This is a genomic window from Streptomyces sp. NPDC015130, assembly GCF_043080005.1.
Classification (GTDB): domain Bacteria; phylum Actinomycetota; class Actinomycetes; order Streptomycetales; family Streptomycetaceae; genus Streptomyces.
The window spans coordinates 203,913-227,868 of record NZ_JBIBVC010000003.1 but is presented as its reverse complement, the minus strand read 5'-3'; the positions used below and the strand labels follow the sequence as shown (position 1 = coordinate 227,868).

Sequence of the window (23,956 nt, the reverse complement as noted above, 5' to 3'; positions counted from 1 at the left end):
CCATTCGATCTCCGACATGCGGACGCTTCGCGCGCCCCACGGGACCCGCGGGAGCGGTCCGCGGCGGGGCGCGCACGGCCCGGCCACCCGACCGGGGCAAACGGGAATCGGTGGCTAAAATCGTCGCATGCACGACAGCCCCCAGGATCCGTACGTCCGTGTCCGCGGCGCCCGCGAGCACAACCTCGCCGGGGTCGACGTCGACATCCCGCGCGACGCGCTCGTCGCCTTCACCGGGGTCTCCGGTTCGGGCAAGTCCTCGCTCGCCTTCGGGACGATCTACGCGGAGGCGCAGCGGCGCTACTTCGCGTCGGTCGCGCCGTACGCGCGGCGGCTGATCCACCAGGTGGGGGCGCCCGCGGTCGGCGAGATCAGCGGGCTGCCCCCGGCGGTCTCCCTGGAGCAGCGCCGGTCCTCGCCGAACGCCCGCTCCTCCGTCGGGACGGTGACGACGCTCTCCAACTCCCTGCGGATGCTGTTCTCCCGGGCCGGCCGCCATCCGGAGGGCGCGGAGCGCCTCGACTCCGACGCCTTCTCCCCCAACACGGCCGCGGGTGCCTGCCCTTCGTGCCACGGCATCGGCCGGATCCACGAGACGAGCGAGGAACTCCTCGTCCCCGACCGGAACCTGTCCATCCGTCAGGGTGCTGTCGCCGCCTGGCCGGGGGCCTGGCAGGGGAAGAACCTGCGGGACGTCCTGGACGCCCTCGGGTACGACGTCGACCGGCCGTGGCGCGAGCTGGCCGCGGAGGACCGCGAGTGGATCCTGTTCACCGAGGAGCAGCCGGTCGTCACCGTGCATCCGGTGCGGGAGGCGGACCGCATCCAACGCCCTTACCAGGGGACGTACATGAGCGCCCGGCGGTACGTGCTGCGCACCTTCGCGGACTCGAAGAGCGCGACGCTGCGGGCGAAGGCGGAGCGGTTCCTGACGAGTGCGCCCTGTTCGGCGTGCGGCGGCAGCCGGCTGCGCCCGGAGGCGCTCGCGGTGACCTTCGCGGGGCGGACGATCGCCGAGCTGGCCGCGCTCCCGCTGACGGTCCTGGCCGGGCTGCTCTCGGCGACGCCGGCGGAGGGCGCGGAGACGGCCCGGGTCCTCACCGAGGATCTCGTGGCCCGGATCGCGACCGTCACCGAACTCGGCCTGGGCTACCTCAGCCTGGACCGCGCGACCCCCACCCTCTCCAACGGCGAGCTCCAGCGGCTGAGGCTCGCGACCCAGCTGCGCTCGGGGCTCTTCGGGGTCGTGTACGTGCTCGACGAGCCGTCCGCCGGTCTGCACCCGGCCGACACCGAGGCACTCCTCGTGGTCTTGGACCGGCTGAAGGCGGCCGGGAACTCGGTCTTCGTCGTCGAGCACCACCTCGACGTCGTCCGCCACGCGGACTGGCTCGTCGACGTCGGGCCGCGTGCGGGGGTGCACGGCGGGCACGTCCTGCACAGCGGCCCGCCGGAGGGGCTGGCGGACGTCGAGGCCTCGGCCACCCGGCGTTTCCTCTTCGACCGGGACCCGGCGCGCGCCCGGTCGGTACGGACCCCGGTGGACTGGCTGCGGACGGGGCCGGTGACCCGGCACAACCTGCGGGCGGTCGAGGCGGCCTTCCCCCTCGGGGTCCTCACCGCCGTGACGGGTGTGTCGGGTTCGGGGAAGTCGACGCTCGTCGGCGCGCTGTCCGAGGAAATCCCCGGTGTGGAGCGGATGGTGACGGTGGACCAGCGTCCGATCGGCCGGACCCCGCGCTCCAACCTCGCGACGTACACGGGGCTGTTCGACGTCGTGCGGAAGCTCTTCACCGAGACGGCGGAGGCGAGGGAGCGGGGCTACAAGGCGGGCCGCTTCTCCTTCAACGTCCCCGGCGGACGCTGTGAGACCTGCCAGGGCGAGGGCTTCGTCTCGGTGGAGCTCCTCTTCCTGCCGAGCACGTACGCGCCCTGTCCCGACTGCCACGGCGCCCGGTACAACCCGGAGACGCTCCAAGTGCGGTGGCGCGGTCTGACCATCGGCGAGGTCCTGGACCTCACCGTCGAGTCGGCCGCGGAGCTCTTCGACGACACCCCCGCCGCCGCCCGCAGCCTGCGGACCCTGCTGGACGTGGGCCTCGGCTACCTCCGGCTCGGGCAGCCGGCGACGGAGCTGTCCGGCGGCGAGGCGCAGCGCATCAAGCTCGCCTCGGAGCTCCAGCGCCCGCGCCGCTCCGCGACGCTGTACGTGCTGGACGAGCCGACGACGGGGCTGCACCCTGCGGACGTCGAGGTCCTCATGCGTCAGCTCCACGGTCTCGTGGACGCGGGCCACTCCGTGGTCGTGGTCGAGCACGACATGGACGTGGTCGCCACCGCCGACTGGGTCCTCGACCTGGGCCCGGGCGGCGGCGACGAGGGCGGCCGGATCGTGGCCGCGGGCCCTCCGGAGCGGGTGGCGCGGGCGGCGGAGAGCCGCACCGCGCCGTATCTCCTCCGGGCCCTGGGGCCGACCGGACGGACCTGAGGTCCGGCCCCGGGACGGGGGAGCCGCCGGACGGACCGGATGTCCGCCCGGCGGGGTCAGGCCGCCGTGTCGAAGGTGTAGTGGCGGGTGTGGTCCAGCATGTCCGCCGGGGTGACGTCGTTCCACGGGCGCATGGTGTCGCGGAGGTCGACGACGTTCGCGGTGCCCGCGGCCGGCAGGTACGGGGACTTGGGGTGGCGGGCCTGCCAGTCGGCCCACAGCTTGTCGATGAAGGCGTGGTGCATCCAGAACACGGGGTCGTTCGGGGAGACCCCGGTGCCCATCTGGCCGCCGACCCAGACGTGGACGCGGTTGTGGAGGTTCACCCCGCGCCACCCTTCGAGGTGGTTGCGGAAGCCGTCCGAGGAGCTGTTCCACGGGGCCGTGTCGTAGGTCTCCATGGCGAGGACGGAGTCCACCTCGGCGCGGGTGGGGAGCTGGCGGCCGCCCGCGCCGAGGTCGCGCCGGAGGTAGTCGCGGCCGTCGACGCGGACGTTGATCGTCCACCGGTTGCCGCTGCGGGCGAACGGGCCGTCGGTCACCTGGCCGTCGCGGGCCCGCCCGGTGCCGCCGAGGAAGTCGGGCGCCCACAGCGAGGAGCGGGGGGTGCGGTCGGCCGTCCAGTCCCAGTAGGGGAGGTTGACGGTCGGGTCGACGGACTGCAGCGCCTGTTCGAACTCGATGAGGAAGCGCCGGTGCCAGGGCAGGAACGACGGCGAGCGGTGGCCGACGCGGTCGCCGTTGTCGGTGTCGCTCATGATGAAGGCGTTGTGCGTGGTGACGAAGGTGTCGTACCGCCCGGAGCGCTTGAGCTCCAGGAGGGCGGCGACGAAACGCCGCTTCTCGTCGGCGGTGAGGGAGGCCTGGTTCTTGCGTACGGTCATGACGGGTGCCGTTCCTGGATCGATCAGCCGAGGGTGAGGGGTACGAGCGGGGCGCCCTGGAGTTCACGGACGGCCGCGCGGGCCAGCGACCTGGGCGTGGCGACGGGCTCGTAGTGGTTGATGACGCTGATCCAGGTGCCGTCGGCGTTCTGCATGACGTGCAGCTCCTCGCCGTCGATCGTCACGGAGTAGCCGCCTCCGTGGTGCCCCCCGTGGTGGCCTCCGGCGTGTGCGGGCCCGCCCTTGATGCGGCGGCCCTGGTACACCTCGTCGAAGGACGCCGGGGCCGGGCCGGCCGCGGCAGCGGCGGCCCGGGGAGCGTCGGCGACGGCGGCGCCGGCCAGGGCGAGGCCCGCGGCGGCCCCTGCGGCCCCGGCCGCGACGCCGAGAACCCGGCGTCGGGTGATGCTGGACATGAAACCCCCAAATGGTCTGTGCGACCGGGGGTTTGGTCATATGCCCCCGGCAGTGCTCATGACTACCCGGGGGTGGGCGTGGGGCGGAAATCGCCGGACACCGGTTGGCTTCGAAATGGACAACTCGTCGCAAAATGTACAGAATTGAACGGAGTTGATCTTGCTGCCCACCCGGCGGACGGAGCCCCCGAGCAAAGATCTTACGGAGAAAGTGATCATTATGTGAATGATCTTTCGCTCAGGGGCACACCGTGTGGCGGAGCCCACGCCGCGAGGCTGTCCGGATCCGGACTCCGCCGGACGGGCCCTACCCCTTCACCTTCCTCCGCGCCCGCAGCCACTCCCTGTTCATCGCCGCGATCGACGGCAGCGGGATCCCCTTCGGGCAGGCCGTCGCGCACTCCCCCGTCAGCGTGCAGCCGCCGAAGCCCTCCGCGTCCATCTGGGCCACCATGTCGAGGACGCGGGTCTCGCGCTCGGGCGAGCCCTGCGGCAGGACGTTGAGGTGGTTGATCTTCGCCGAGGTGAAGAGCATCGCCGAGCCGTTGGGGCAGGCCGCCACGCAGGCCCCGCAGCCGATGCACTCCGCGTGCTCGAAGGCCGAGTCGGCGTCGGCCTTCGGGACCGGGGTCGCGTGGGCCTCGGGCGCGGAGCCCGTGGGGGCGCTGATGTAGCCGCCGGACCGGATGACCCGGTCGAAGGCGGAGCGGTCGACCACGAGGTCCTTGACCACGGGGAAGGCGGCCGCGCGCCAGGGCTCGATGTCGATCGTGTCGCCGTCGCGGAAGGAGCGCATGTGGAGCTGGCAGGTGGTGGTGCGCTCGGGTCCGTGCGCGTCGCCGTTGATGACGAGGCTGCACGCGCCGCAGATGCCCTCGCGGCAGTCGTGGTCGAAGGCTACGGGGTCCTCGCCGCGCAGGATGAGGGCCTCGTTGAGGGTGTCGAGCATCTCCAGGAACGACATGTCGGCGGAGATGCCGTCGACGTCGTAGGTGGACATGGCGCCCGGGGTGTCGGCGTTGCGCTGGCGCCAGACGCGCAGGGTGAGCTTCATGCGTAGCTCCGCTGGGTGGGGTGGACGTACTCGAAGGTGAGGTCCTCCTTGTGGAGGACGGGTGAGGCACCGAGCGCCGCGCCGTGTTCTCCCGGGGGACGGCTTCCGGCCCCCCGGAACTCCCAGGCCGCCACGTACGCGAACTCCTCGTCGTGGCGCGCGGCCTCGCCGTCCGGCGTCTGGGACTCCTCGCGGAAGTGGCCGCCGCAGGACTCCGCCCGGTGGAGTGCGTCGAGGCACATGAGCTCGGCGAGCTCCAGGTAGTCGACGATGCGGTTGGCCTTCTCCAGGGACTGGTTGAACTCCTGGCCCGTGCCAGGGACCTTGATGCGCCGCCAGAACTCCTCCCGGATCCGGGGGATGCGGGCGAGGGCCTTGCGCAGGCCCGTCTCCGTGCGAGCCATGCCGCAGAACTCCCACATGAGTTCGCCGAGTTCACGGTGGAAGGAGTCGGGGGTGCGGTCGCCGTCGACGGCGAGGAGGAGGTTCAGCCGGTCCTCGGTCTCGGCGAGGACCTCGCGCACCGCCGGGTGGTCGTCGGTGACGGGCTCGGCGTGGGGGTGGCGGGCGAGGTAGTCGTTGATCGTGGCGGGGAGGACGAAGTAGCCGTCTGCGAGGCCCTGCATGAGGGCGGAGGCGCCGAGCCGGTTGGCACCGTGGTCGGAGAAGTTCGCCTCGCCGATCGCGAAGAGGCCGGGGACGGTCGTCTGCAGGTCGTAGTCGACCCAGAGGCCGCCCATCGTGTAGTGCACGGCCGGGTAGATCCGCATGGGGACCTCGTACGGGTTCTCGGCGGTGATCCGCTCGTACATGTCGAAGAGGTTGCCGTACTTCTCCTCGACGGCCTCCCTGCCCATGCGGCGGACGGCGTCGGCGAAGTCGAGGTAGACGCCCTGGCCGCCGGGGCCGACGCCGCGGCCCTCGTCACAGACGTTCTTCGCGGCGCGGGAGGCGATGTCGCGGGGGACGAGGTTGCCGAAGGAGGGGTAGATCCGCTCCAGGTAGTAGTCGCGCTCGTCCTCGGGGATGTCGGCGGCGGGACGGGTGTCGCCCTTGGCCTTCGGGACCCAGATGCGGCCGTCGTTGCGCAGCGACTCGCTCATCAGGGTCAGCTTGGACTGGTGGTCGCCGGTGCGCGGGATGCAGGTGGGGTGGATCTGGGTGAAGCAGGGGTTGGCGAAGTACGCGCCGCGCCGGTGGGCCCGCCAGACGGCGGTGGCGTTGGAGTTCATCGCGTTCGTCGACAGGTAGAAGACGTTGCCGTAGCCGCCGCTGGCGAGGACGACCGCGTCCGCGTAGTGGGTGGAGATCTCGCCGGTGATCAGGTCACGGGCGACGATGCCGCGGGCCCGCCCGTCGACCACGATCAGGTCGAGCATCTCCGTACGGGCGTGCATCTCGACGTTCCCGGCGGCGATCTGCCGGGACAGCGCCTGGTAGGCGCCGAGGAGGAGCTGCTGACCGGTCTGGCCGCGGGCGTAGAAGGTACGGGAGACCTGGACGCCGCCGAAGGAGCGGGTGTCGAGGAGTCCGCCGTACTCGCGGGCGAAGGGCACGCCCTGGGCGACGCACTGGTCGATGATCTCGACGGAGATCTGGGCGAGGCGGTGGACGTTGGACTCGCGGGCCCGGAAGTCGCCGCCCTTGACGGTGTCGTAGAAGAGGCGGTGGACGGAATCGCCGTCGTTGCGGTAGTTCTTGGCGGCGTTGATGCCGCCCTGGGCGGCGATCGAGTGGGCGCGGCGCGGGGAGTCCTGGAAGCAGAACTGGACGACCTGGTAGCCCTGTTCGGCGAGGGTGGCGCCGGCGGAGCCGCCGGCGAGGCCGGTGCCGACGACGATGATGCGGTGCTTGCGGCGGTTGGCGGGGTTGACCAGCTTCGCCCGGAAGCGGCGGGTGTCCCAGCGCTCGGCGATCGGACCCTCCGGGGCCGTGGTGTCGGTGAGCGGGGCACCGGTGGCGTAGTCCGCGTAGTCGGTGGGGTTCATGTCAGCTCACCACTCCGGTCATGACGGCGACGGGGACGGAGACGAAGCCCGCGGTCAGGACGAGCGCGAGGGTGTTGGCGAGGGCCCTGAGGAGGCGCTCGCGGCGGGCGTTGCCGACGCCCAGGGTCTGGGCGGCGCTCCAGAAGCCGTGGCGGACGTGGAGGCCGACGGCGAGCATGGCGACGATGTAGATGACGTTGCCGTACCAGGTGGAGAAGGTGTCGACGACGTTCTGGTAGGGCTTGCCCTCCTCGAAGCCGCCGGGGTGGACGGTGCCGGTGGTGAGGTCGAGGATGTGCCAGACGATGAAGAGGGCGAGGATGACCCCGCCCCAGCGCATGGTGCGGGTGGCGTACGAGGCCCGCCTGCGGCGGTGGACGTACGCGGTGGGGCGGGCCTTCACATCGCGCCGGCTGAGCTGGTACGCGGAGACGGCGTGGGCGCCGACGGCGGCGAGGAGCACGATCCGGACGAGCCAGAGGGCCCACTCGTGGTGCAGGACGGGGGCGCCCATCACCCGCAGCCAGTGGCCGTAGGCGTTGAACTCCTCGGGGCCGAAGAAGACCTTCAGGTTTCCGGCGACATGGGCGACGAGATAACCGAGCATGAGCAGCCCGCTGACGGCCATGACCGTCTTCTTGCCGAGGGTCGATGACAGGAATCCGCGTGACGGTGTGGGGGACGGCGGGCGGCCCGTCGTCCGGTCCCTCGTGGGTGCCAGAGCCATGCCCACGACGCTAGGGCCGAAGGACCCCAGAGGTCCAAGACATGGTCCGGCTGATCTCGATAGGCATCACCTATCCATGTCGCCTACGCTGGGGCCATGCAGTTCCAGCAGCTCCTCTACTTCGTCGCCGTCGCCGAGACCCGCCACTTCACGCGGGCCGCCGAGCGCGTCCACGTCTCGCAGCCCTCGCTCTCCCAGCAGATCAAGGCCCTGGAGCAGGAGCTGGGCGCGGAGCTGTTCAGCCGGGCCAGGGGGAACATCACCCTCACCGACGCCGGCGAGGCACTGCTGCCGCTCGCGCGCCGGATCCTCGCCGACACCGAGACGGCCCGGCTGGAGGTGCAGGAGCTGGCGCAGCTCAAGCGGGGCCGGGTGCGGCTCGGCGCGACCCCGAGCCTGTGCACGGGGCTCCTGCCGGACGTGCTGCGCGCCTTCCACGACCTGCACCCGGGGATCGAGCTCCTCATCGAGGAGGGCGGCTCGCACGATCTCGTACGGGAGCTGGCGCGCGGTGCGCTCGACCTGGCGCTCGTGGTGCTCCCGCTGCCGACCCCGTCGCCGGCCCTGACGACGGTCGAGCTGCTCCGGGAGGACCTGGTCGTGGTCTCCTCGGCGTCGGCGCCCGCCCCCCGCCGGCCGGTGCGGATCACGGACCTCAAGGACCAGCCCCTCGTGATGTTCCGGCACGGCTACGACCTGCGGGAACTGACCGTGGCGGCCTGCCGGGCGGAGGGCTTCGAGCCCACGTTCACCGTCGAGGGCGGCGAGCTGGACGCGGTCCTCGGCTTCGTCCGGGCCGGGCTCGGTCTGGCGGTCGTGCCCGCGATGGTGGCGGCGCGCGCGGGCCGGGACGTCCGCGTCACCGCGCTCGCCCGGCCGGGGCTGCGCAGGACGATCGCCCTGGCCCACCGCAGCGACGTGGCACCGCCGAGGGCGGCGCGGGAACTCCAGCGCATGCTGCTCGCCTCCCGCCGGGGCGGCCCCGCCCGGACGGCGGAGACCGTCTGACCGCGGCCCCGTCCGAGGAGACCTCGGCCGCGTGAGGGAGAGCGCGGCCGGGTGACGGCCGCCGCGGCCCCGTAAATCCGCGTGCGGGTGGCGGGCGGCGGCTGCGAGCATGCGCGTATGGTCCACGATCTCGAACACCTGGTCGTCCGGCACACCCGCCGTCTCCCCTCCCCCACCGGCCCGGCCGGGGACGGGGCCGCCGCCGCGCACCGGTTCGACGCGGCCCTGATGACCGTCGGGTTCAAGCTCTCGGCCGAGGTGATCGAGCGGCTCTCGGGGCTCGCCGAGCCGACGGTCGTGGAGACCGCCGTCCGCACCCTCGTAACGGTCCGCGAGCTCGTCGGCGACCACGTCCGGCACAACGTCTACTTCGTCGACTTCCCGGCCAACGTGCCGGACACGCCGGACTTCTGGGCGGCCTGCGTCGCCGAGGCGCTCGCCGACGCCGACACCCGCGACGCGACGCTCGACCAGCTGAGCGCGGGCGTCCTCGACCTGCTGACCCTCCCGTCGTACGGCCGGTACCGGCACACCTACGAGGAGATGATCGCCGCGCACGACGAGCTGATCGCGGCCGCCGGGGACCGGCTGACCGTGCTGCACCTCGGCGCGGACGCGGAGACCGAGGTCACCGCGCTCTACCTGGCCCTGGCCGGGAGCACGACCCCGCTCGGCGAGGAGCACCTGCACGACTTGGCCGTGCTCGCCGAGCACGCCGCCGACGGCCCCCAGCCCGGGGAGATCCCGGTCCGGGAGAGCCGCGCCGTCGTCAACCGCGCCCGGCTGCGGGCCGGCGCGGCCCCGCTCCTCGACACGGTGACCGACGTCCTGCGGCTGGCCTGCGCCCTCGCGGACGGCGACGTCACGCTGCGCGAGCCCACGCGCTTCCGCGCGCTGTCCCGCCCGTACCGCCGCGCGCTGCTCGCGGGGCTCGACGCCGTCGTGGCCGCGTCGCCGGCCAAGCTGTCGGACGTGAACGCGCACACGGAGGCGTGGAAGCGCCTCGGGGAGCGGCTGCACCCCCACGAGTACCCGCACTGGCCGCACGCCGCCGACGTGTTCGCCGTCGCGCGGGGCGAGCGGAAGGCCCGGTCCTTCGACAGCCGTGTGGAGGAGATGCTGGCCCGGGGTGACGTCGCGGGCACGGCGGAGCTGCTGGCCTCGCACGCTCCGGGCCGCCTGTTCCGCGCCCTGGACCGGCTCCTGCGCCTCGCGTCGGAGGGCAAGGAGCGGGAGGCGGTCCTCGCGGCCGTCGAGCGCGCCGCGCCGGAGGTGTCGGGCCGGGTCGTCCTGTCGATGCGCGAGCACATCGAGAACCGCACGGGCGGGAGCGGCGCCGTGCGCCGGGTGTTCGTGAACCGGGAGGCCTCCGCCTGGATCACCGACGACGCCCGTCCGCCGCTGGAGGACGCCGACCGCGAGCGGCTCGTCGCGGTCCTCGACGCCGAGACCCGGCGCCGACTCCCCTCCCCCGAGCGGCTGTTGATCGACCCGGACATGCTGGACGTGGCGCTGCCGCTCAGCGGCCGGGCCGCCTCGGCGGGGCTCGGCGTGCTGCCGCGCGGCTCGGTCTCGCCGGTCGAGGGAGAGCTGCTGCGCTTCTTCACGTACTGGCGGCAGGCGCGGCGCACGACGGACTTCGACCTGTCGGCGCTGGTCCTGGACGAGAACTTCGCGACGGTGACGTGGCTCGCGTTCACGGCCCTGGCCGACGTCGAGGGCCGGCACTCGGGCGACGTCACCGAAGCCCCGGACGGGGCCTCGGAGTTCATCGAACTGCGCCTCGGCGCGGTGCGGGGCACGTTCGTCGTCCCGCAGGTGTACGTCTTCTCGGGCGAGCGCTTCGACGAGGTGGCGGAGGGCTTCTTCGGCTTCATGCTCCGCGAGGGCGAGCAGGGCGGCCGGCCGTTCGAGCCGCGTACCGTGCGGATGAAGTCGGACCTGCGGGGCACCGGCAAGGTGTCGCTGCCGCTCGCCTTCCGGCGGGACGACGAGGGGCGCTGGCACGCGCACTGGCTGCACCTGTACCTGAAGGGAGCGCCCTCGGCGAACCAGGTCGAGGGGCACCGGGTGACGATCTCGGGCATGCTGCGGGGTCTGCTCGGCCGCACGTACCTGACGGTTCGCCATCTCGTGGACCTGATGGAGCAGTCGGGGACGCGGGTCACGGTGTGGGACGGCCGGTCGGTGCCGGAGGGCCCGGTCACGTACATCGGCCTTGAGCGGCCCGAAGGACTCGCTCCCGGCTCGCGCGTACTCACCCCCGAAAATCTGCGCGACCTGCTGCCCGGCTGAGTGCTACGGTCGTTCCGGGGCGAGGCCATGGAGAGGCTTCCTTCTACTCACTCCTTGAAATAGCCTCTCCGCTTTCCTCCCCCGTACCTCTTCCCGGCCTCCCCGCTCCGCGCGGGGAGGCCGGTTTCGTACGCGCCGGGTCTCAGACCGCGTCGGCCAGGAGCAGCGAGTGGATGCGGTCCGGGGCGCCGGGGCGGGCGTAGTACCAGCCCTGCGCCGTGTCGCAGCCGAGGTCGCGGAGCCGGCGGGCCTGGGCTCCGGTCTCGACGCCCTCGACCGTGACGGCGAGCTCCAGGCTGTGCGCCAGGGAGACGATCCCCTCGACGATCTTGAGGTCGACCGGGTCCACGGGGTGCTGCTGCATGCCCCGGGTGAAGGAGCGGTCGAGCTTCAGGACGCTCACCGGCAGGCGGCGCAGGTTGGCGAGGTTGGAGTAGCCGGTGCCGAAGTCGTCGAGCGCGATGTCCACGCCCATCTCGGCGAGTTGCCGCAGCGGCTTGAGCAGGTCCTCATCGGCGCCGATCAGCGCCGACTCGGTCACCTCCAGGCAGAGCGCGCCCGGTTCGAGCCCCGACCGCTCCAGGACGTCGACGGTGTCGGCGACCAGCCGCGGGTGGTGCAGCTGGGTCGGGGAGAGGTTGACGTTGATCCGCAGCGGGCCGCCGTCCGAGTGCCGCGCCTGCCAGAAGCGGGCCTGGCGCACGGCCTCCTGGAGCACCCAGCGGCCGAGCGGCACGATGAGGCCGGTGTCCTCGGCGAGCGGGATGAACCGGTCGGGGCCGAGGACGCCGTGCTGCGGGTGGCACCAGCGGACCAGCGCCTCCGCGCCGTGCACGCTGCCGTCGCCGAGGTGGACGAGCGGCTGGTACTCGATGAAGAACTCGCCGCGCTCCAGGGCCGTGGGCAGCGCCGTCGTCAGTCCGTGCCGGGTGATGGCGCGGGCGTCGGCCTCGGGGTCGGCGAGCTCGAAGCGGTTGCCGCCGGCGGACTTGGCCCGGTACATGGTGATGTCGGCGCTGCGCAGCACCTCGGCCGGGGTCCGCTCCCCCGCCGGGCCCTCGACGACACCGAGGCTGCCGCGGACGGTGAGTTCGCGGCCGTCGATGCGCAGGGGCGTGGCGAGGGCGCCCAGGATGCGGTCGGCGAGTGCGGTGACGTCGCGCTCGCCGGCGCATCCGGTGGTGAGGGCGACGAACTCGTCGCCGCCGAGCCGGGCGACCATCTCGCCCGGGCCGGTGACGCAGCTCTGCAGCCGGTCGGCGACCTCGACGAGCAGCCGGTCGCCGGCGGAGTGGCCGAGGCTGTCGTTGATGACCTTGAAGCCGTCGAGGTCGAGGTAGCAGAGGCCGAAGCGGGCGTTGTCGCCGGAGACGAGCGCCTTCTCCAGGCGTTCGAAGAACAGGGTCCGGTTCGGCAGCCCGGTGAGCGCGTCGTGGGTGGCCTCGTACCGCAGGCGGAGGTGGAGCAGCCGCCGTTCGGTGGTGTCCTCCATCAGGGCGAGCTGGTACTGGGGCCGTCCGTCGGCGTCACGGAGGAGCGAGACGGTGAGGTTGGTCCACAGAACCGTTCCGTCGCCCCGGTAGTACGGCTTCTCCACGCGGTAGGACTCGCGTTCGCCGCGGACGAGCTCCTCGTACAGCTTCCAGACGTGCGGGCCGTCCTCCGGGTGGACCCACTCGCTGACCTTCCGGCTGCGCAGCGGGCCCTCCATCCCGCCGAACATGCGGGTGAGGGTCTCGTTCACCTCCAGGACGTTGCCGTCGAGGTCGGCGATGCCGATGCCGATGGCCGCGCCGTCGAAGACCGCGCGGAAGCGGCTCTCGGTGGCGTGCAGGGCGATCTCGGCGGCGCTGCGCGCGGAGAGCGCGGAGCGGGCGATCGCCTCCTGCTCGGCGCGGGTCCGCTCGCGCAGGGCCTGGGCGTAGCCGGTGGCCATGGCGTGCTGGAGCCGGGCGCAGCGGGCGCGCAGCTCCTCGGCCGGGAGGTCGGACTCCGTACCGCAGTAGAGGACCAGGTACGAGTCGACGACGCCGAGGCTGCGGCCGAGGGCGTCGGGGTCGGTGCAGTGGGCGGCGACGAGGGCCGCGCCGGCTCCCTGGGCCGGGGCCGTGTCGAAGGGCCGGGCGTGCAGCGCGTCGCACAGGGTGCGGGCCAGCGGCAGCAGGTGCCCCTCGAACTCGGCGCGGGTCAGCGAGGTGGCCGTCACCGGGAAGATCGCGCGGCTCCAGATGGTGACGAACCGCCTGAGTCTGTCCTCCGGACCGTCCGCCTCCGCGACGGCGGTGGGCTGCGACGGGACCTTCACGCCTTGCGCCCCACCCCTGCGAAGCCGGAGAAGGCGTAGGGATCCTCCTCCTCGACCGGACTGTCCGGTCGCCAGGCGGGCATCGGGACGAGGCCGGGCTCGACCATCTCGGTGCCGTCGAAGAAGCGGGTGATCTCGGCGCCGGACCGCATCACCAGGGGGTTGCGGATGTTCCGGTAGACGCCGACGGTGCCGCCCGCCAGCTCCTGCGAGAGCGGGATGCCCTCGTACGAGGCGTGGGTGACGACGAGGAGGCTGCCGGGCGCGAGGGCGTCGAGGAGCTGGGCGACGGCCTCGTAGGGCCGGTCCTCGTCCTCCAGGAAGTGGAGGACGGCGACGAGGAGCAGGGCCACCGGCCGGTCCAGGTCGAGGAGCCGGGTCACCTCGGCGCTGTGCAGGATGTCGGCCGGCTTGCGCAGGTCGGCGGCGACGACCGCGGCGGCCTCGTCCCCCTCCAGGACGGCCCGGCTGTGGGCGACGGCGACCGGGTCGTGGTCGACGTAGACGACCCGCGCGGCGGGGTCGGCGGCCCGGGCGACCTCGTGCACGTTGCCGAAGGTGGGTATGCCGGAGCCGATGTCGAGGAACTGGGTGACGTCGTTGTCGACGGCATGGCGGACGGCGCGGCGCATGAAGGCACGGTTCGCCTGCATGATCTTGGGGAGGCCCGGCATGAACTCCATGGCCTTGCGCGCCGCTTCCCGGTCCACTTCGAAATTGTGCGAGCCGCCCAGATAGAAGTCGTACATACGGGACACGCTCGGCACCGAAATGTCGATACCCGGCGGAGCCCAGGCGGGACGCTCCATCAATGTCTCCAACAAGTCGCCATGGGGGATGCGGCCATGTGTTCGCGGCCGGTGTTCGAGGTGAGGCTACTGATCGCCCGCCGGGAGAGCGAGTAGAAACGGAAATTAGCGGTCCGTTCTTGGTCACACGACATTGGCACATGCTCGTGAAGCGCAGAGTTCACGCCTTCAGCCCGTGCAAATTCACGTGCATATGAGTGTGCGTCGACTTCCCGGCCGGTGTCAGCCGCACCTTACGGGGGCCCAGGCCCTTGGCGCACCTCGGTCGTTGCCTTCGGCGGGGCCCGGACGACGCCCCGGGACGCCTGGCCGGCCGGCGCCCCCGGCAGGGCGACAACCGGACACTTCTGCCGCACGGGCCCCCTGGGAGTCCTCCGAAGTGCCGTCGGAGTCCTGACGGGACCACGACTAAGTCAGGTCGAGGTCCGACCGAAGCGGAGAGCGGCGCGGCCGGCGAATCGATCGGCTCGGCGACACCCGGTCATTGCGCCGAATCCACCTCCGGGCGCCGAAACGTCAAACCACGCGTCCCTAGAACCCCACCATCCGGCGAATCCCCGCCGATTCGGCCCCGGCTCGCCGCGTCTGTGATCAAGCTCGACGGCGTGTCTCTGTACGGATCACTCCTCGCGCGGTCGGTGGCGGCCCTCGGACTGGTGTGGCTGCTCGCCGCACCGGTCCCCGCCGCCGCCGACTCCTGCGCCTACGCCACGGCCGGCCCCGACGGTTCGCACACCTCGGTGGCGGTCATCGGGCCGGGCGCGTGCTCACCCACCCCCGCTCCGCCTCCGCCGCCCACGAAGCCGGCGCCGAGGCCCACGACGCCGAAGCCGCAGCCCCAGCCGCAGCCCCCGACCGTCCCGGCGCCACCCCCGCCTCCCGTACGGACGACGCCGCCGCCTCCCCCGGTGACCACCCCCGCACCGCGCCCCGAGCCCGCCTCCCCGGCACCGGCCACCCCGGTCCCGCCGGAGCGCGCCCCGGCGCCCGCGCCCCCGGCGTCGTCCGCCGCCCCGGCGCCCGCGCCGGCGCCCCCGCCCGCCGCGCGGCCCCGGCCCGCGGCCCCCGGGCCCGTCGCGCTGCCCCACTACCGCCGGGCCGCGCGCCCGCAGCCGAAGGGCGGCACGTCCGTCGTCACGATGACGCTGGTGATCATCGCCCCCGCAGTGCTCGCGACCGCGATCCTGCGCCCCCGCTCCCGCTGAACTCCCCCTGAGGTCCTTCCATGTCCGAATGGCTCGTGCTCACCCTCGCGATGGCCGCCGCCTGCGCCGTCGTCCTGACCATCGTCGTCATCAACCACCGTCGTATCCCGGAGGACGACGACCCCAGCGAGACCCCGGACGTCATCGAGTACATGACGATGATGATCGGCGTGATCTACGCGATCGTCCTCGGCCTCGCCATCGCCGGCGTCTGGGAGGCGCGCGGGTCCGCCCAGGAGACCGTGCGGCAGGAGGCCCAGGCGATGCACGAGATCTCGGCCCGCGCCGAGGTCTACCCGCTGGACGTGCGCACCAGGATCCGCGCCGACGTCGACGCGTACGTCTCGTACGTGGTCGACGAGGAGTGGACGTACATGTCCGAGAACGGCGAACTGAGCGAGGAGGGCACCGCCCTCCTGGAGAAGGTGCGCCGCAGCGTCACGGACTACCAGCCCGCCAACGACTTCGAGGGGCAGGCCTACCAGCCGCTGGTCGACCAGGTGGCCGCCGCCGACGACGCCCGGGGCGCGCGCGGGCAGAACGCGGGGGCGACGATGCCGGGGGTGGTCTGGTTCGGCCTGATCATCGGCGCCCTGGTGACCGTCGGCCTGATCTTCACGCTCCAGATCCGCAGGACGGGACGGGAGTTGCTGCTCGCCGGGCTGTTCAGCGTGCTGATCGCGTTCCTGCTCTTCCTCATCTGGGACTTCGACGCGCCGTTCGGCCGGGGCATCTCCGCCACCGCCGCGCCGTTCACCGATCTGTTCCCGCAGGTCACCGGCTGAGTCAGGGCGTGCCAATGGGCCGCACGGGGGACAAGCGTGCCCCATTCGCACGTCTGGGATCGCGGCTGTGATAGTGCGCTCCTAGCGTTTCGGGCATCGAGGTGCACGCAGCCCTCGCGGAAATCCCGTTCCGCGGCTGCCCCTCGGGACCCGGAGGATTCACCATGCGCGCGATACGTGCCGCGTCCACTGCCCTGCTGGGGGCGGCCGCCCTCGCCCTGGCCGCCCCCGCCACCGTCGCCCTCGCGGCGGAGGGTGCCCCCGCCACCAACCCGCGGGCACCGGGAGCGAAGGCACCGGGCGATTTCGTCGTGTCGCCCTCGCTCGTCGCCCCGGGCGGCCGGGTGACGCTGAGCGCCCCCGGCTGCGCCAGCACGGCGACGGCCTCGGCCGGCATCTTCGACACCGTCGTCATCGCCCCGAACTCGGCGGCGACCGCCACCGTGGACTTCGACGCCCGGCCCGGCGCGGTGTACACGGTGTCGTTCAACTGCACCGGCGGCGTGCAGGACACCGTGGATCTGACGATCAGCGGTACGCCCACGGCCACCCCGACCATCAGCGCCACGCTGCTCACTCCCCCGCGCGGGGTGCGGGGCGGTCTCGGCGGCTCGGTGGACGAGGTGGACACGGTCATGCTCGCGACCGGTTCGGCCCTGGTGCTCGCCGCCGCCGGCGGCGTCGTGTACGTGGTCCGGCGCCGCTCCGGCACCTCCCGCCGTCACTGAACGGGAGCGGCCGGGTGCGGCGCGGACCGGCGGCCCCGGACGCCCGTCGCCCCCGGGTCCTGGCGAGGACTCGGGGGCGACGGGCACAGCGGGCCGGACCGGGAGGTTCGGCCGGTCAGACTCCCGCGCCGGTCATACGGCGACGACGGATGATGAAGAGTCCGCCGCCGAGTGCGGCTGCGGCGACCAGGCTGCCGCCGATGGCCATCTCGGTGGAGCTGGGTGCCAGGGAACCGCCGATACCGCCCTGCGCGCCGCGGCCCGGGAGGACGCGGAACGACTCCGTGACCACGTTGGAGCCGCCGTTGCACCTGACAGCCAGGTTGTAGTTGCCGGGCGTGGCGTTGTTGTGGACGCGGGCGACGGCGGTGTTGAGGTTGTTGCCGCCCGAGAGGGTGGCGTCCGGGAAGGCGTTGGACGTGACCGTGCCGCCACGGTTGCAGCCCCTGGCGGTGATCGTGAGCGTCGACCCCTGGTGGACCTCGAAGGGGCTGACGGTGACGTCCCTCGGGGTGTTGTTGGAGCCACCGGTGACGACGTTGGCCGGCTCGTTGGTGGCGGCGGCGAGAGGGGCGGCGAGCCCGACCGCCGCGAACGCGGTGGCGGCCACCGCCAGAGTGCGTGCAGCACGCATGGTTGAACCTCCAGTGGAAGACGCCCCAAAGCGGTGCTCCGGGAAATTCGACGAGTACGGCTTCCATGACGAACCATCACAAGTCGGGGCGATCCGTGCACGTCGGCACTGGTCCACCCCAGTGAGGCGACACGCCCGGAATCGACCCCGCGCACGGGATGGAACCGCAGGTCACAGCTTTCCGGGGTGCTTATCTGACGAATACTCGGATGGGTCATCCCCTTGTCACCCGGCTGTCCCCCTGGGAAGCCCGCCGCCGGAGCTCGCCCGGCGGTCCGCGCCCGCCGGTTCTCCGGCCGCTCCCCGCGCCCCGGCACCCGTCCGGCGGCGCCCCCCACCCGTTCGCCGCGTCCGGGGCGACGGACCGCGCTGCCGCCCTTACCGTTCTGACGACGCCACGAAGGGAGAACCATGCCCCCGAAGGACTTCCGCGTCTTCAACCGCAGGAGACGCCAACCCTGGGGCGTCCTGGCCCTCGCCATGCTGTCCGGGCTCGCCATGATGCGCAACGGGGTCGATGTCGCCCTCGGACCGCCCCAACCCGCCGCGGCCGCACGCCCCGTGGCGCGACCGGTCGTCCCGCCGTCGGCGGAGGAGACCGCCGGTCTGGAGCCGCTGCCCTTCGCTCCGGCCTCACGGATCAAGATCCCCGCGATCCGGGTCGCCGCGCCGATCATGGACGTGGGCCTGGACGCGGACGGCTGGGTGGCGGCTCCGCCCCCGCAGGACGCCAACCTCGCCGGCTGGTACCAGAACGGCATCTCCCCCGGCCAGCGCGGGACTTCGGTCGTCGTCGGCCATGTCGACAACGCGCAGGGCCCGGCGGTCTTCTACGGCCTCGGCTCGCTGGAGAAGGGACAGCACATCGAGGTCGAGCGGTACGACGGCCGGGTCGCCGTCTTCGAGATCTACGGGGTCGAGGTCTACTCCAAGAACGACTTCCCCGGCGTCCAGGTCTACGCGGACACCGGGCAGCCCGAGCTCCGGGTGATCACCTGCGGAGGCGGCTACACACGGGCGCACGGCTACGACGGGAACGTCGTCGTGTACGCCCACATGGTGGGCTCCCGCTGAGCTTCGCGGCGCGTGAAGGGCCCCGGCACCCTCAGGTGCCGGGGCCCTTCGCGTACGGCCTCGTCAGCGTCTCGGGACGGTGATGTGGTAGCCCGCGTCGAGGAGTTCGGGCAGATAGCGGCGGAGCGCGGCCACGCTCTGGGTGCGGTCGCCGCCCGCGTCGTGGGAGAGGACGACGGCGCCGGGGGCGGCGCCGTCGAGCACGCGGCGGACGATCGTGCCCGTGCCGGGCTCCTTCCAGTCGAGGGTGTCGACGGTCCAGGCGAGCGGCTCCATGCCGAGCTCGGCGCCGATCTCGAAGGAGTGCCGGTTCCAGGCCCCGTAGGGCGCGCGGTACCAGAGCGGCGCCGCGCCGAGGGTCCGCTCGACGACCTCGCTGGTGGAGCCGAGCTCGTCGCGGATCAGGGAGGGCCGCAGCTTGGGGATGAGGGGGTGGGACCACGAGTGGTTGCCGACGACGTGTCCGTCGGCGGCCATCTCCCGCAGCAGGTCCGGGTGCTCGACGGCCATCTCGCCGCAGACGAAGAACATCGCCCGGCACTCGTACCGGCGCAGGGTCTCCAGGACGGCGGGGGTGTAGCGGGGGTCGGGCCCGTCGTCGAAGGACAGCACCATCGAGCGGCCGACCCCGGACATGCTGAGGAAGGGCCGCTGCCGGACGGGCGGCACCGCGCGCCGGAAGGCCGGGGGCGCGTACGCGGTCATCGGCTGGAGCCGGTACGCGGAGGGGCGCAGCCGGGCGGTGCGCGCCGCCTGCGGACCGGCGGCCGGGGCCGTTCCGGGCGGCACCGCGCCCGGTGGCCCCTGGGGTGCGGGGGCCGCGCCCGTGGACCGCGCGGGCTCGCCGAACAGGTCCGCCGCGAGGTACCCGACGGTGGCCGTGGCGCCGAGCGCCGCGGCCAGACGCAGTACCGCCCGACGCCCTTGAGGCATCTGATCCTTTTTCATGACCAATGGTTCGTCCGGGCGAAGGGCCACCCGGCTCATCGACACCGGCACCCCGGCCGAAAACACCCGATGAGCCGATAGCCGGCCTCCCTACTTCCCCATGGTCAGGCCGTCCTTGTCGGCTCCCCTGCCGAGCACGACCTGCCGGATCGTCTCGCGGATCGAGGTGTGGCGCGGATCCCCGTCGTCCGCGGCGCCGAGGTTGACGACCCGGCCCCGGCCGGTGTCGAACCACTGCGGGACGAACTCCGCCTTGGTGACCTCCCAGCGCGCCCCGGGCGCCTTGGGCGGGGCGAAGGTGAAGCGGCCGAGGGTGCCCTGGTTGCCCCGGGGGTCGTAGGCCCCCTCGTGGTTGATCATGTCTCCGGCGATCTGGTCGCCCATCCCGTAGACGATCCAGGTGCCGTTGACCTTCTCGTAGGCCTGCGGGACATGGGCGTGCGTGCCGATGATCAGGTCGATGTCGGGGCGGCCGCCGCTCGTGGAGGCGGTGAGCGCGCGGCCCAGGGAGAGCTGGCGTGCGTCGGCGCCGGTCTGCCACTCGGTGCCCCAGTGGACGCTGACCACGACGACGTCGGCGCCGGCCGCGCGGGCGGCGCGAGCGTCGGCGACGACCTTGGACTCGTCGAGCAGGTTGACCGCCCAGGGCTGCCCCTCGGGGAGCGGGTAGCCGTTGGTGTCGTAGGTGTAGGCGAGCTGGGCGACCGTGGCGCCGCCCGCCTTCATCAGCGTGGGGCGCGCCGCCTCCTCGGCGGTACGGGCGGAGCCGGCGTGCCGGACGCCGGCCGCGTCCAGGGCGTCGAGGGTGCGGCGGAGCCCGGCCGCGCCGTCGTCGAGGGTGTGGTTGGAGGCGGTGGAGCAGGAGTCGTACCCGGTGGCCCTGAGGGCGGTGGCGACCTCGGGCGGCGACTTGAAGGCGGGGTAGCCGGTGTAGGGTCCACCCTCCTTCCCGTACACGGTCTCCATGTGGCAGATGGCCAGGTCGGCCGGGGCGACGACGCTCTTGGCCCCGGCGAGCATGGGGCCGAAGTCGTAGCCGTCGCCGCCGGCGTCCTGGGCCGCTCGGCGGATGATCGAGTCGTGCGGGAGGACGTCGCCGGAGGCGACGAGGGTGAATCCGGTCGGTGCGGAGGCTCCGCCCGGGGCGGCGGACGGCGGTGCGGCGCTCCGCCCGGCGGCGGGGTTCCCGGCCGGGGTGCCGGGGGTCGGGGTGCCGCCGCCCGGGACGCCGCCTCCGGCGCAGCCCGTGGCCGCCGCGACGAGAAGGGCGGCGACGGCCACTGCCGCCGGTGTGGTGCGTGAGGTCATCTGCGGCACTCCGCTCAACTCTTGTTATGAACATCTGTTCTGAAGAATTGATCGCGCCGGAAAGCCGCAGTCAAGGGTCAAGGCCGCACAAGCGCATGAACCGCACCGAAACGGACGCAAGCGCTCCGCCTGACCGTTCGCCGTACCATTCACCGCTCCGTGCGACCGTTCGCCGCACACCGATGCCCCTTCCCTGTCCCTGCTCTTCCGGATGCGTTCGGATACCGCCGGGACGAGGAGCCGAGGGAGAGGCACGGAGCATGAGGACGGCGACGACCGACGAACGGAACCTGGCGGAGCTGCAGCGGGACCACGGCCCGGCGCTGCTCTCCTTCCTGCTCGGGCTGACCCACGGGGACCGGCAGCGCGCCGAGGACCTCGCCCAGGAGACCCTGGTGCGCGCCTGGCTCCACCCCGAGGCCTTCGAGGGGCCCTACGAGTCGATGCGGCCCTGGCTCTTCACCGTGGCCCGCCGGCTGGCCATCGACGCCCGCCGCTCACGCCTCGCCCGGCCCGCCGAGATCGGCGACGGCGTCCTCGCGGTGACGCCCGACCCCGCCGACGCCACCGCCTCCGCCGAGGCCGCGCTCGACGTACGGGCCGCCGTCCGCGGACTGAGCCCCGAGCACCGGGAGGTGCTCGTCCGGATCTACTTCCACGGCCTGACCGTCAACGAGGCCGCCGTCGACCTCGGCATCCCCGCCGGGACCGTCAAGTCCCGCTCCCACTACGCCCTGCGGCAGCTCGGCAGGTCCCTGCCCGGCTACCGCCCGCACCGCACGGGCGTTGCCCGGCCGCGCGCGGCGGCCCCACAATGACGCCGTGACGCTGACTCCCGACGCCGCGGCCCTCACTCCCGCCGCCGCCGAAAAGATCCTCGCCGACAACTTCGCGCCCTGGGTGCTCGACCTGGGGCTCTCGGTCGCCTCCGTCGACGGCTCCGAAGCCGTGCTCCGGCTCCCCTGGTCCGACCGGCTCGCCCGGGAGGGCGGCGGCCTCTCGGGCCAGGCCCTGATGGCCGCGGCCGACACGGCGACGGTCATCGCCGTCGCCGCGACCCGCGGCGGCTTCGTCCCGATGACCACCGTCCAGCAGTCCATCACCTTCCAGCGGGCGGTCCTCGGCAGCGACGTCCTCGTCCGCGCCCGGCTGACCAAGTCGGGCAAGCGGATGGCCTTCGCCGACATCACGATGACGGCCGACGGCACGGAGGAGATCGCCGCCCACGCCACCGCCGTGTACGCGCTGCTCGGCTGAGCCGGCCGCCCCACCCCCACCACTTCTCCCCCGTTCGCCACCTGTGGCAACAGGAATCCCAACGGCACCTATCCGGCCGGGAAACGTATCCGAATCCACACCGGCGAGTTGAGCAAAGCGGGACCCGCGGGGGCCCTTCACGGTGGAGGCTCTCCCCCGGGCCCCCGACGTCCGGGGCCCGACGTCCGGGAGAAGAAGGTGGGAGCGTTGCTGCCCGAGAGCACGAACGGCACCGGCGGCACGAGCGGCGGCGGACTCGCCGTCCCGATGGCCTGGCTGTGCGCCGAGTACCTGGCCGACGAGGTGCTGAGGACCGCCGCGCTGGTGGCGCCCGGCTCGCTGGAGTACCGGGCCGGCCTCCAGGCCCTCGCCCTTACGGTCCACCTGTCGGAGCACACCGACAGCGCCGGGGCCGGGGCCGGGAGGCCGTACGGGGCCGGGGGGTCCGGCGGCGGCCGCGACGCCCCCGTACGGATCGAGGCCCTGCTGCACCGTACCGCGCACGACCGGCCCTGGACGTCCTGGGTCGAGGAACGGCTCGAAGAGCGCCGCAGGGCGGAGGGCGAGGGCCCCGACCTGGCCCTCGCGCTGACCGCGTGGCAGCGGCTGCGCGACACCTGGGTGCGCGCCGCCGACCTGGACGGCCCGTCCACCGGCGGTTCCGGGGCGGTTCCGGAGGTTCCCGTCACGGTCGACGAGCAGGACCAGGTCTGGCTCCCCGCCTGGAAGCTGGGCCTGCCCCTCGCCCACCTGTCGCTCTACCTATGCTGAACGGTGCACACCCGGGCGGTACTTGGGGATGCGTACCGTCACCTTCATCCCCGCGCCGACCCCCGTCTCGATGACGAGACCGTGCTCCGCCCCGTAGACCTGGCGCAGCCGCTCGTCCACATTGGAGAGACCGATGCCGGATCCCGCCGGGTGCTCCCCGCGCAGGACGGCCCGCAGCAGCTCCGGATCCATGCCGACCCCGTCGTCCTCGACGGTCACCACGGCCTCGGCGCCCGCGTCCCGGGCGGCGATCGTCACCCGGCAGCCCCGCTCGCGCTCCTGGAGACCGTGCTTCACCGCGTTCTCCACGAGGGGCTGCAGGCAGAGGAAGGGCAGCGTCACCGGCAGCACCTCGGGGGCGATCTGGAGCGTCACCTTCAGACGGCTCCCGAAGCGCGCCCCCGCGAGGGCCAAGTACTGCTCGATCGAACGCAGTTCGTCGGCGAGCTGGGCGAAGTCGCCGTGCCGGCGGAAGGAATACCGGGTGAAGTCGGCGAACTCCAGGAGGAGTTCCCTGGCCCGCTCGGGGTCGGTGCGGACGAACGAGGCGATGGCGGCGAGGGAGTTGAAGATGAAGTGCGGCGAGATCTGCGCGCGCAGCGCCCTGATCTCCGCCTCCACGATCCTGGTCCGCGAGCGGTCGAGCTCGGCCAGCTCCAGCTGGACGGAGACCCAGCGGGCCACCTCGGTCGCGGCCCGCACCAGGACGGCCGACTCCCGTGACCCGTAGGCCACGAGCGCGCCGAGGACCCCGTCCTCACCGGTGAGGGGGGCGGTCACCGCCCAGCGCAGAGGGCAGCCCGGGTCGTCGCAGTCGGTGGGCGCGGACCGGCTGCGGCCGGTGTCCAGGGTGTCGGCCGCCAGCGCCGGGACGTGCGCCCGGTGGTGGTCACCGCCCGGCCCGTCCCAGGCGAGGACCGCGCCCCGGTCGGTGAGGCAGAGCGCCTCGGTACCGAGCAGCGAGCGCAGCGTGCTCGCCGCCTTGCGGGCGGTCTCCTCGGTGAGCCCGGCGCGCAGCGGCGGGGCGGCGAGCGAGGCCGTGTGCAGGGTGTGGAAGGTGGCCCGCTCGACCGGCGTGCCGAGCCCGGGATCGGCGGAGCGCCCCCCGCGGCGGGCGGTGAACCGCCCGAGGACGAAGCCGACCGCGAGCAGCACCGCCCCGGCGGCGCCCGCGGCGGCGAGGGCGATGCCGGTCATCGGCGTGCCCCTCGGGCCGGGGCGGGGACGGTCATCCGCGCACCTTCCCGCGTCGGGGCGGGGACGGTCATCCGC

21 protein-coding genes are annotated in these 23,956 nt (G+C 73.0%); 10 read left to right on the top strand and 11 right to left on the bottom strand.

The window, feature by feature from the left end; all coding sequences use genetic code 11:
• The first annotated feature begins 127 nt into the window (after window positions 1-127).
• Window positions 128-2,488 carry an ATP-binding cassette domain-containing protein gene (locus ACF08F_RS07355; protein WP_392297521.1) on the top strand — a complete coding sequence of 787 codons (2,361 nt, stop codon included), beginning with the start codon at window positions 128-130 and terminating at the stop codon, window positions 2,486-2,488.
• 56 nt (window positions 2,489-2,544) lie between these two features.
• On the opposite strand, the gene ACF08F_RS07350 is transcribed toward ACF08F_RS07355, so the two are convergent.
• From ACF08F_RS07350 to ACF08F_RS07330, 5 genes are all read right to left on the bottom strand, one after another.
• The gene (locus ACF08F_RS07350) at window positions 2,545-3,372 is read right to left on the bottom strand and encodes a tyrosinase family protein (RefSeq protein WP_392297520.1); all 828 of its coding nucleotides are present in this window, start codon (window positions 3,370-3,372) and stop codon (window positions 2,545-2,547) included.
• A gap of 23 nt (window positions 3,373-3,395) precedes the next feature.
• Window positions 3,396-3,788, bottom strand: a complete 393-nt coding sequence (locus tag ACF08F_RS07345) for a tyrosinase cofactor (protein WP_392297519.1) — start codon at window positions 3,786-3,788, stop codon at window positions 3,396-3,398.
• Window positions 3,789-4,095: 307 nt separating this feature from the next.
• Window positions 4,096-4,842, bottom strand: coding sequence for a succinate dehydrogenase/fumarate reductase iron-sulfur subunit (locus tag ACF08F_RS07340; protein ID WP_392297518.1), 747 nt, complete (start codon window positions 4,840-4,842; stop codon window positions 4,096-4,098).
• Entirely contained in the window at window positions 4,839-6,830 is a 1,992-nt protein-coding gene (locus tag ACF08F_RS07335; protein ID WP_392297517.1) for a fumarate reductase/succinate dehydrogenase flavoprotein subunit, read from the bottom strand. Before ACF08F_RS07335 ends, ACF08F_RS07340 begins: the two co-directional genes overlap by 4 nt.
• A 1-nt stretch (window position 6,831) precedes the next feature.
• Window positions 6,832-7,557 (bottom strand): succinate dehydrogenase, encoded by a 726-nt coding sequence (locus ACF08F_RS07330; RefSeq protein ID WP_392297516.1) that lies wholly within the window; start codon window positions 7,555-7,557, stop codon window positions 6,832-6,834.
• Window positions 7,558-7,653: 96 nt separating this feature from the next.
• Between ACF08F_RS07330 and ACF08F_RS07325 the strand changes: the two genes are divergently transcribed.
• Window positions 7,654-8,565 carry a LysR family transcriptional regulator gene (locus ACF08F_RS07325; RefSeq protein WP_392297515.1) on the top strand — a complete coding sequence of 304 codons (912 nt, stop codon included), beginning with the start codon at window positions 7,654-7,656 and terminating at the stop codon, window positions 8,563-8,565.
• 117 nt (window positions 8,566-8,682) lie between these two features.
• Entirely contained in the window at window positions 8,683-10,860 is a 2,178-nt protein-coding gene (locus ACF08F_RS07320; RefSeq protein WP_392297514.1) for a hypothetical protein, read from the top strand.
• 142 nt (window positions 10,861-11,002) lie between these two features.
• Here the strand turns inward: ACF08F_RS07320 and ACF08F_RS07315 are convergent, their stop codons facing one another.
• Both ACF08F_RS07315 and ACF08F_RS07310 read right to left on the bottom strand, forming a co-directional pair.
• Window positions 11,003-13,165, bottom strand: coding sequence for a putative bifunctional diguanylate cyclase/phosphodiesterase (locus tag ACF08F_RS07315; RefSeq protein ID WP_392297513.1), 2,163 nt, complete (start codon window positions 13,163-13,165; stop codon window positions 11,003-11,005).
• Window positions 13,162-13,974 carry an SAM-dependent methyltransferase gene (locus ACF08F_RS07310; RefSeq protein ID WP_392297512.1) on the bottom strand — a complete coding sequence of 271 codons (813 nt, stop codon included), beginning with the start codon at window positions 13,972-13,974 and terminating at the stop codon, window positions 13,162-13,164. Before ACF08F_RS07310 ends, ACF08F_RS07315 begins: the two co-directional genes overlap by 4 nt.
• Before the next feature lie 605 nt (window positions 13,975-14,579).
• Between ACF08F_RS07310 and ACF08F_RS07305 the strand changes: the two genes are divergently transcribed.
• The 3 genes from ACF08F_RS07305 (at window position 14,580) to ACF08F_RS07295 (ending at window position 16,692) form a co-directional block, all read left to right on the top strand.
• The gene (locus tag ACF08F_RS07305; RefSeq protein WP_392297511.1) at window positions 14,580-15,179 is read left to right on the top strand and encodes a hypothetical protein; all 600 of its coding nucleotides are present in this window, start codon (window positions 14,580-14,582) and stop codon (window positions 15,177-15,179) included.
• A gap of 20 nt (window positions 15,180-15,199) precedes the next feature.
• The gene (locus tag ACF08F_RS07300) at window positions 15,200-15,964 is read left to right on the top strand and encodes a hypothetical protein (protein WP_392297510.1); all 765 of its coding nucleotides are present in this window, start codon (window positions 15,200-15,202) and stop codon (window positions 15,962-15,964) included.
• A 164-nt stretch (window positions 15,965-16,128) separates the two neighbouring features.
• Complete coding sequence (locus ACF08F_RS07295) at window positions 16,129-16,692, top strand: hypothetical protein (protein ID WP_392297509.1); 564 nt, start codon at window positions 16,129-16,131, stop codon at window positions 16,690-16,692.
• Between the two features lie 115 nt (window positions 16,693-16,807).
• Here the strand turns inward: ACF08F_RS07295 and ACF08F_RS07290 are convergent, their stop codons facing one another.
• Complete coding sequence (locus tag ACF08F_RS07290) at window positions 16,808-17,326, bottom strand: hypothetical protein (protein WP_392297508.1); 519 nt, start codon at window positions 17,324-17,326, stop codon at window positions 16,808-16,810.
• Between the two features lie 411 nt (window positions 17,327-17,737).
• Here ACF08F_RS07290 and ACF08F_RS07285 point away from each other — a divergent pair, with 411 nt between their 5' ends.
• On the top strand, window positions 17,738-18,400 hold the full coding sequence (locus tag ACF08F_RS07285) for a class F sortase (protein WP_392297507.1): 663 nt from the start codon (window positions 17,738-17,740) through the stop codon (window positions 18,398-18,400).
• Between the two features lie 63 nt (window positions 18,401-18,463).
• On the opposite strand, the gene ACF08F_RS07280 is transcribed toward ACF08F_RS07285, so the two are convergent.
• Both ACF08F_RS07280 and ACF08F_RS07275 read right to left on the bottom strand, forming a co-directional pair.
• Entirely contained in the window at window positions 18,464-19,348 is an 885-nt protein-coding gene (locus ACF08F_RS07280) for a polysaccharide deacetylase family protein (protein ID WP_392297506.1), read from the bottom strand.
• A gap of 90 nt (window positions 19,349-19,438) precedes the next feature.
• A complete protein-coding gene (locus ACF08F_RS07275; protein WP_392297505.1) occupies window positions 19,439-20,656 on the bottom strand; it encodes a CapA family protein in 1,218 nt (405 codons plus the stop codon).
• 260 nt (window positions 20,657-20,916) lie between these two features.
• Between ACF08F_RS07275 and ACF08F_RS07270 the strand changes: the two genes are divergently transcribed.
• The 3 genes from ACF08F_RS07270 (at window position 20,917) to ACF08F_RS07260 (ending at window position 22,684) form a co-directional block, all read left to right on the top strand.
• Window positions 20,917-21,474: a sigma-70 family RNA polymerase sigma factor gene (locus tag ACF08F_RS07270; protein ID WP_392297504.1), complete on the top strand. Its 558-nt coding sequence runs from the start codon at window positions 20,917-20,919 to the stop codon at window positions 21,472-21,474.
• A 4-nt stretch (window positions 21,475-21,478) separates the two neighbouring features.
• Window positions 21,479-21,913 (top strand): PaaI family thioesterase, encoded by a 435-nt coding sequence (locus ACF08F_RS07265; protein WP_392297503.1) that lies wholly within the window; start codon window positions 21,479-21,481, stop codon window positions 21,911-21,913.
• A gap of 207 nt (window positions 21,914-22,120) precedes the next feature.
• Window positions 22,121-22,684, top strand: coding sequence for a hypothetical protein (locus ACF08F_RS07260; protein ID WP_392297502.1), 564 nt, complete (start codon window positions 22,121-22,123; stop codon window positions 22,682-22,684).
• On the opposite strand, the gene ACF08F_RS07255 is transcribed toward ACF08F_RS07260, so the two are convergent.
• A complete protein-coding gene (locus tag ACF08F_RS07255; RefSeq protein ID WP_392297501.1) occupies window positions 22,676-23,881 on the bottom strand; it encodes a histidine kinase in 1,206 nt (401 codons plus the stop codon). The genes ACF08F_RS07260 and ACF08F_RS07255 overlap by 9 nt on opposite strands.
• Window positions 23,882-23,956 lie beyond the last annotated feature (75 nt).

Bases quoted from the DNA above. Each gene is read 5' to 3' on its own strand.
- ACF08F_RS07320 (WP_392297514.1), top strand. From the start codon at position 8,683: ATGGTCCACGATCTCGAACACCTGGTCGTCCGGCACACCCGCCGTCTC.
- ACF08F_RS07285 (WP_392297507.1), top strand. From the start codon at position 17,738: ATGCCCCCGAAGGACTTCCGCGTCTTCAACCGCAGGAGACGCCAACCC.
- ACF08F_RS07280 (WP_392297506.1), bottom strand. From the start codon at position 19,348: ATGAAAAAGGATCAGATGCCTCAAGGGCGTCGGGCGGTACTGCGTCTG.
- ACF08F_RS07325 (WP_392297515.1), top strand. From the start codon at position 7,654: ATGCAGTTCCAGCAGCTCCTCTACTTCGTCGCCGTCGCCGAGACCCGC.
- ACF08F_RS07300 (WP_392297510.1), top strand. From the start codon at position 15,200: ATGTCCGAATGGCTCGTGCTCACCCTCGCGATGGCCGCCGCCTGCGCC.
- ACF08F_RS07275 (WP_392297505.1), bottom strand. From the start codon at position 20,656: ATGACCTCACGCACCACACCGGCGGCAGTGGCCGTCGCCGCCCTTCTC.
- ACF08F_RS07340 (WP_392297518.1), bottom strand. From the start codon at position 4,842: ATGAAGCTCACCCTGCGCGTCTGGCGCCAGCGCAACGCCGACACCCCG.
- ACF08F_RS07270 (WP_392297504.1), top strand. From the start codon at position 20,917: ATGAGGACGGCGACGACCGACGAACGGAACCTGGCGGAGCTGCAGCGG.
- ACF08F_RS07295 (WP_392297509.1), top strand. From the start codon at position 16,129: ATGCGCGCGATACGTGCCGCGTCCACTGCCCTGCTGGGGGCGGCCGCC.
- ACF08F_RS07350 (WP_392297520.1), bottom strand. From the start codon at position 3,372: ATGACCGTACGCAAGAACCAGGCCTCCCTCACCGCCGACGAGAAGCGG.
- ACF08F_RS07335 (WP_392297517.1), bottom strand. From the start codon at position 6,830: ATGAACCCCACCGACTACGCGGACTACGCCACCGGTGCCCCGCTCACC.
- ACF08F_RS07290 (WP_392297508.1), bottom strand. From the start codon at position 17,326: ATGCGTGCTGCACGCACTCTGGCGGTGGCCGCCACCGCGTTCGCGGCG.
- ACF08F_RS07255 (WP_392297501.1), bottom strand. From the start codon at position 23,881: ATGACCGGCATCGCCCTCGCCGCCGCGGGCGCCGCCGGGGCGGTGCTG.
- ACF08F_RS07330 (WP_392297516.1), bottom strand. From the start codon at position 7,557: ATGGCTCTGGCACCCACGAGGGACCGGACGACGGGCCGCCCGCCGTCC.
- ACF08F_RS07355 (WP_392297521.1), top strand. From the start codon at position 128: ATGCACGACAGCCCCCAGGATCCGTACGTCCGTGTCCGCGGCGCCCGC.
- ACF08F_RS07345 (WP_392297519.1), bottom strand. From the start codon at position 3,788: ATGTCCAGCATCACCCGACGCCGGGTTCTCGGCGTCGCGGCCGGGGCC.
- ACF08F_RS07310 (WP_392297512.1), bottom strand. From the start codon at position 13,974: ATGGAGCGTCCCGCCTGGGCTCCGCCGGGTATCGACATTTCGGTGCCG.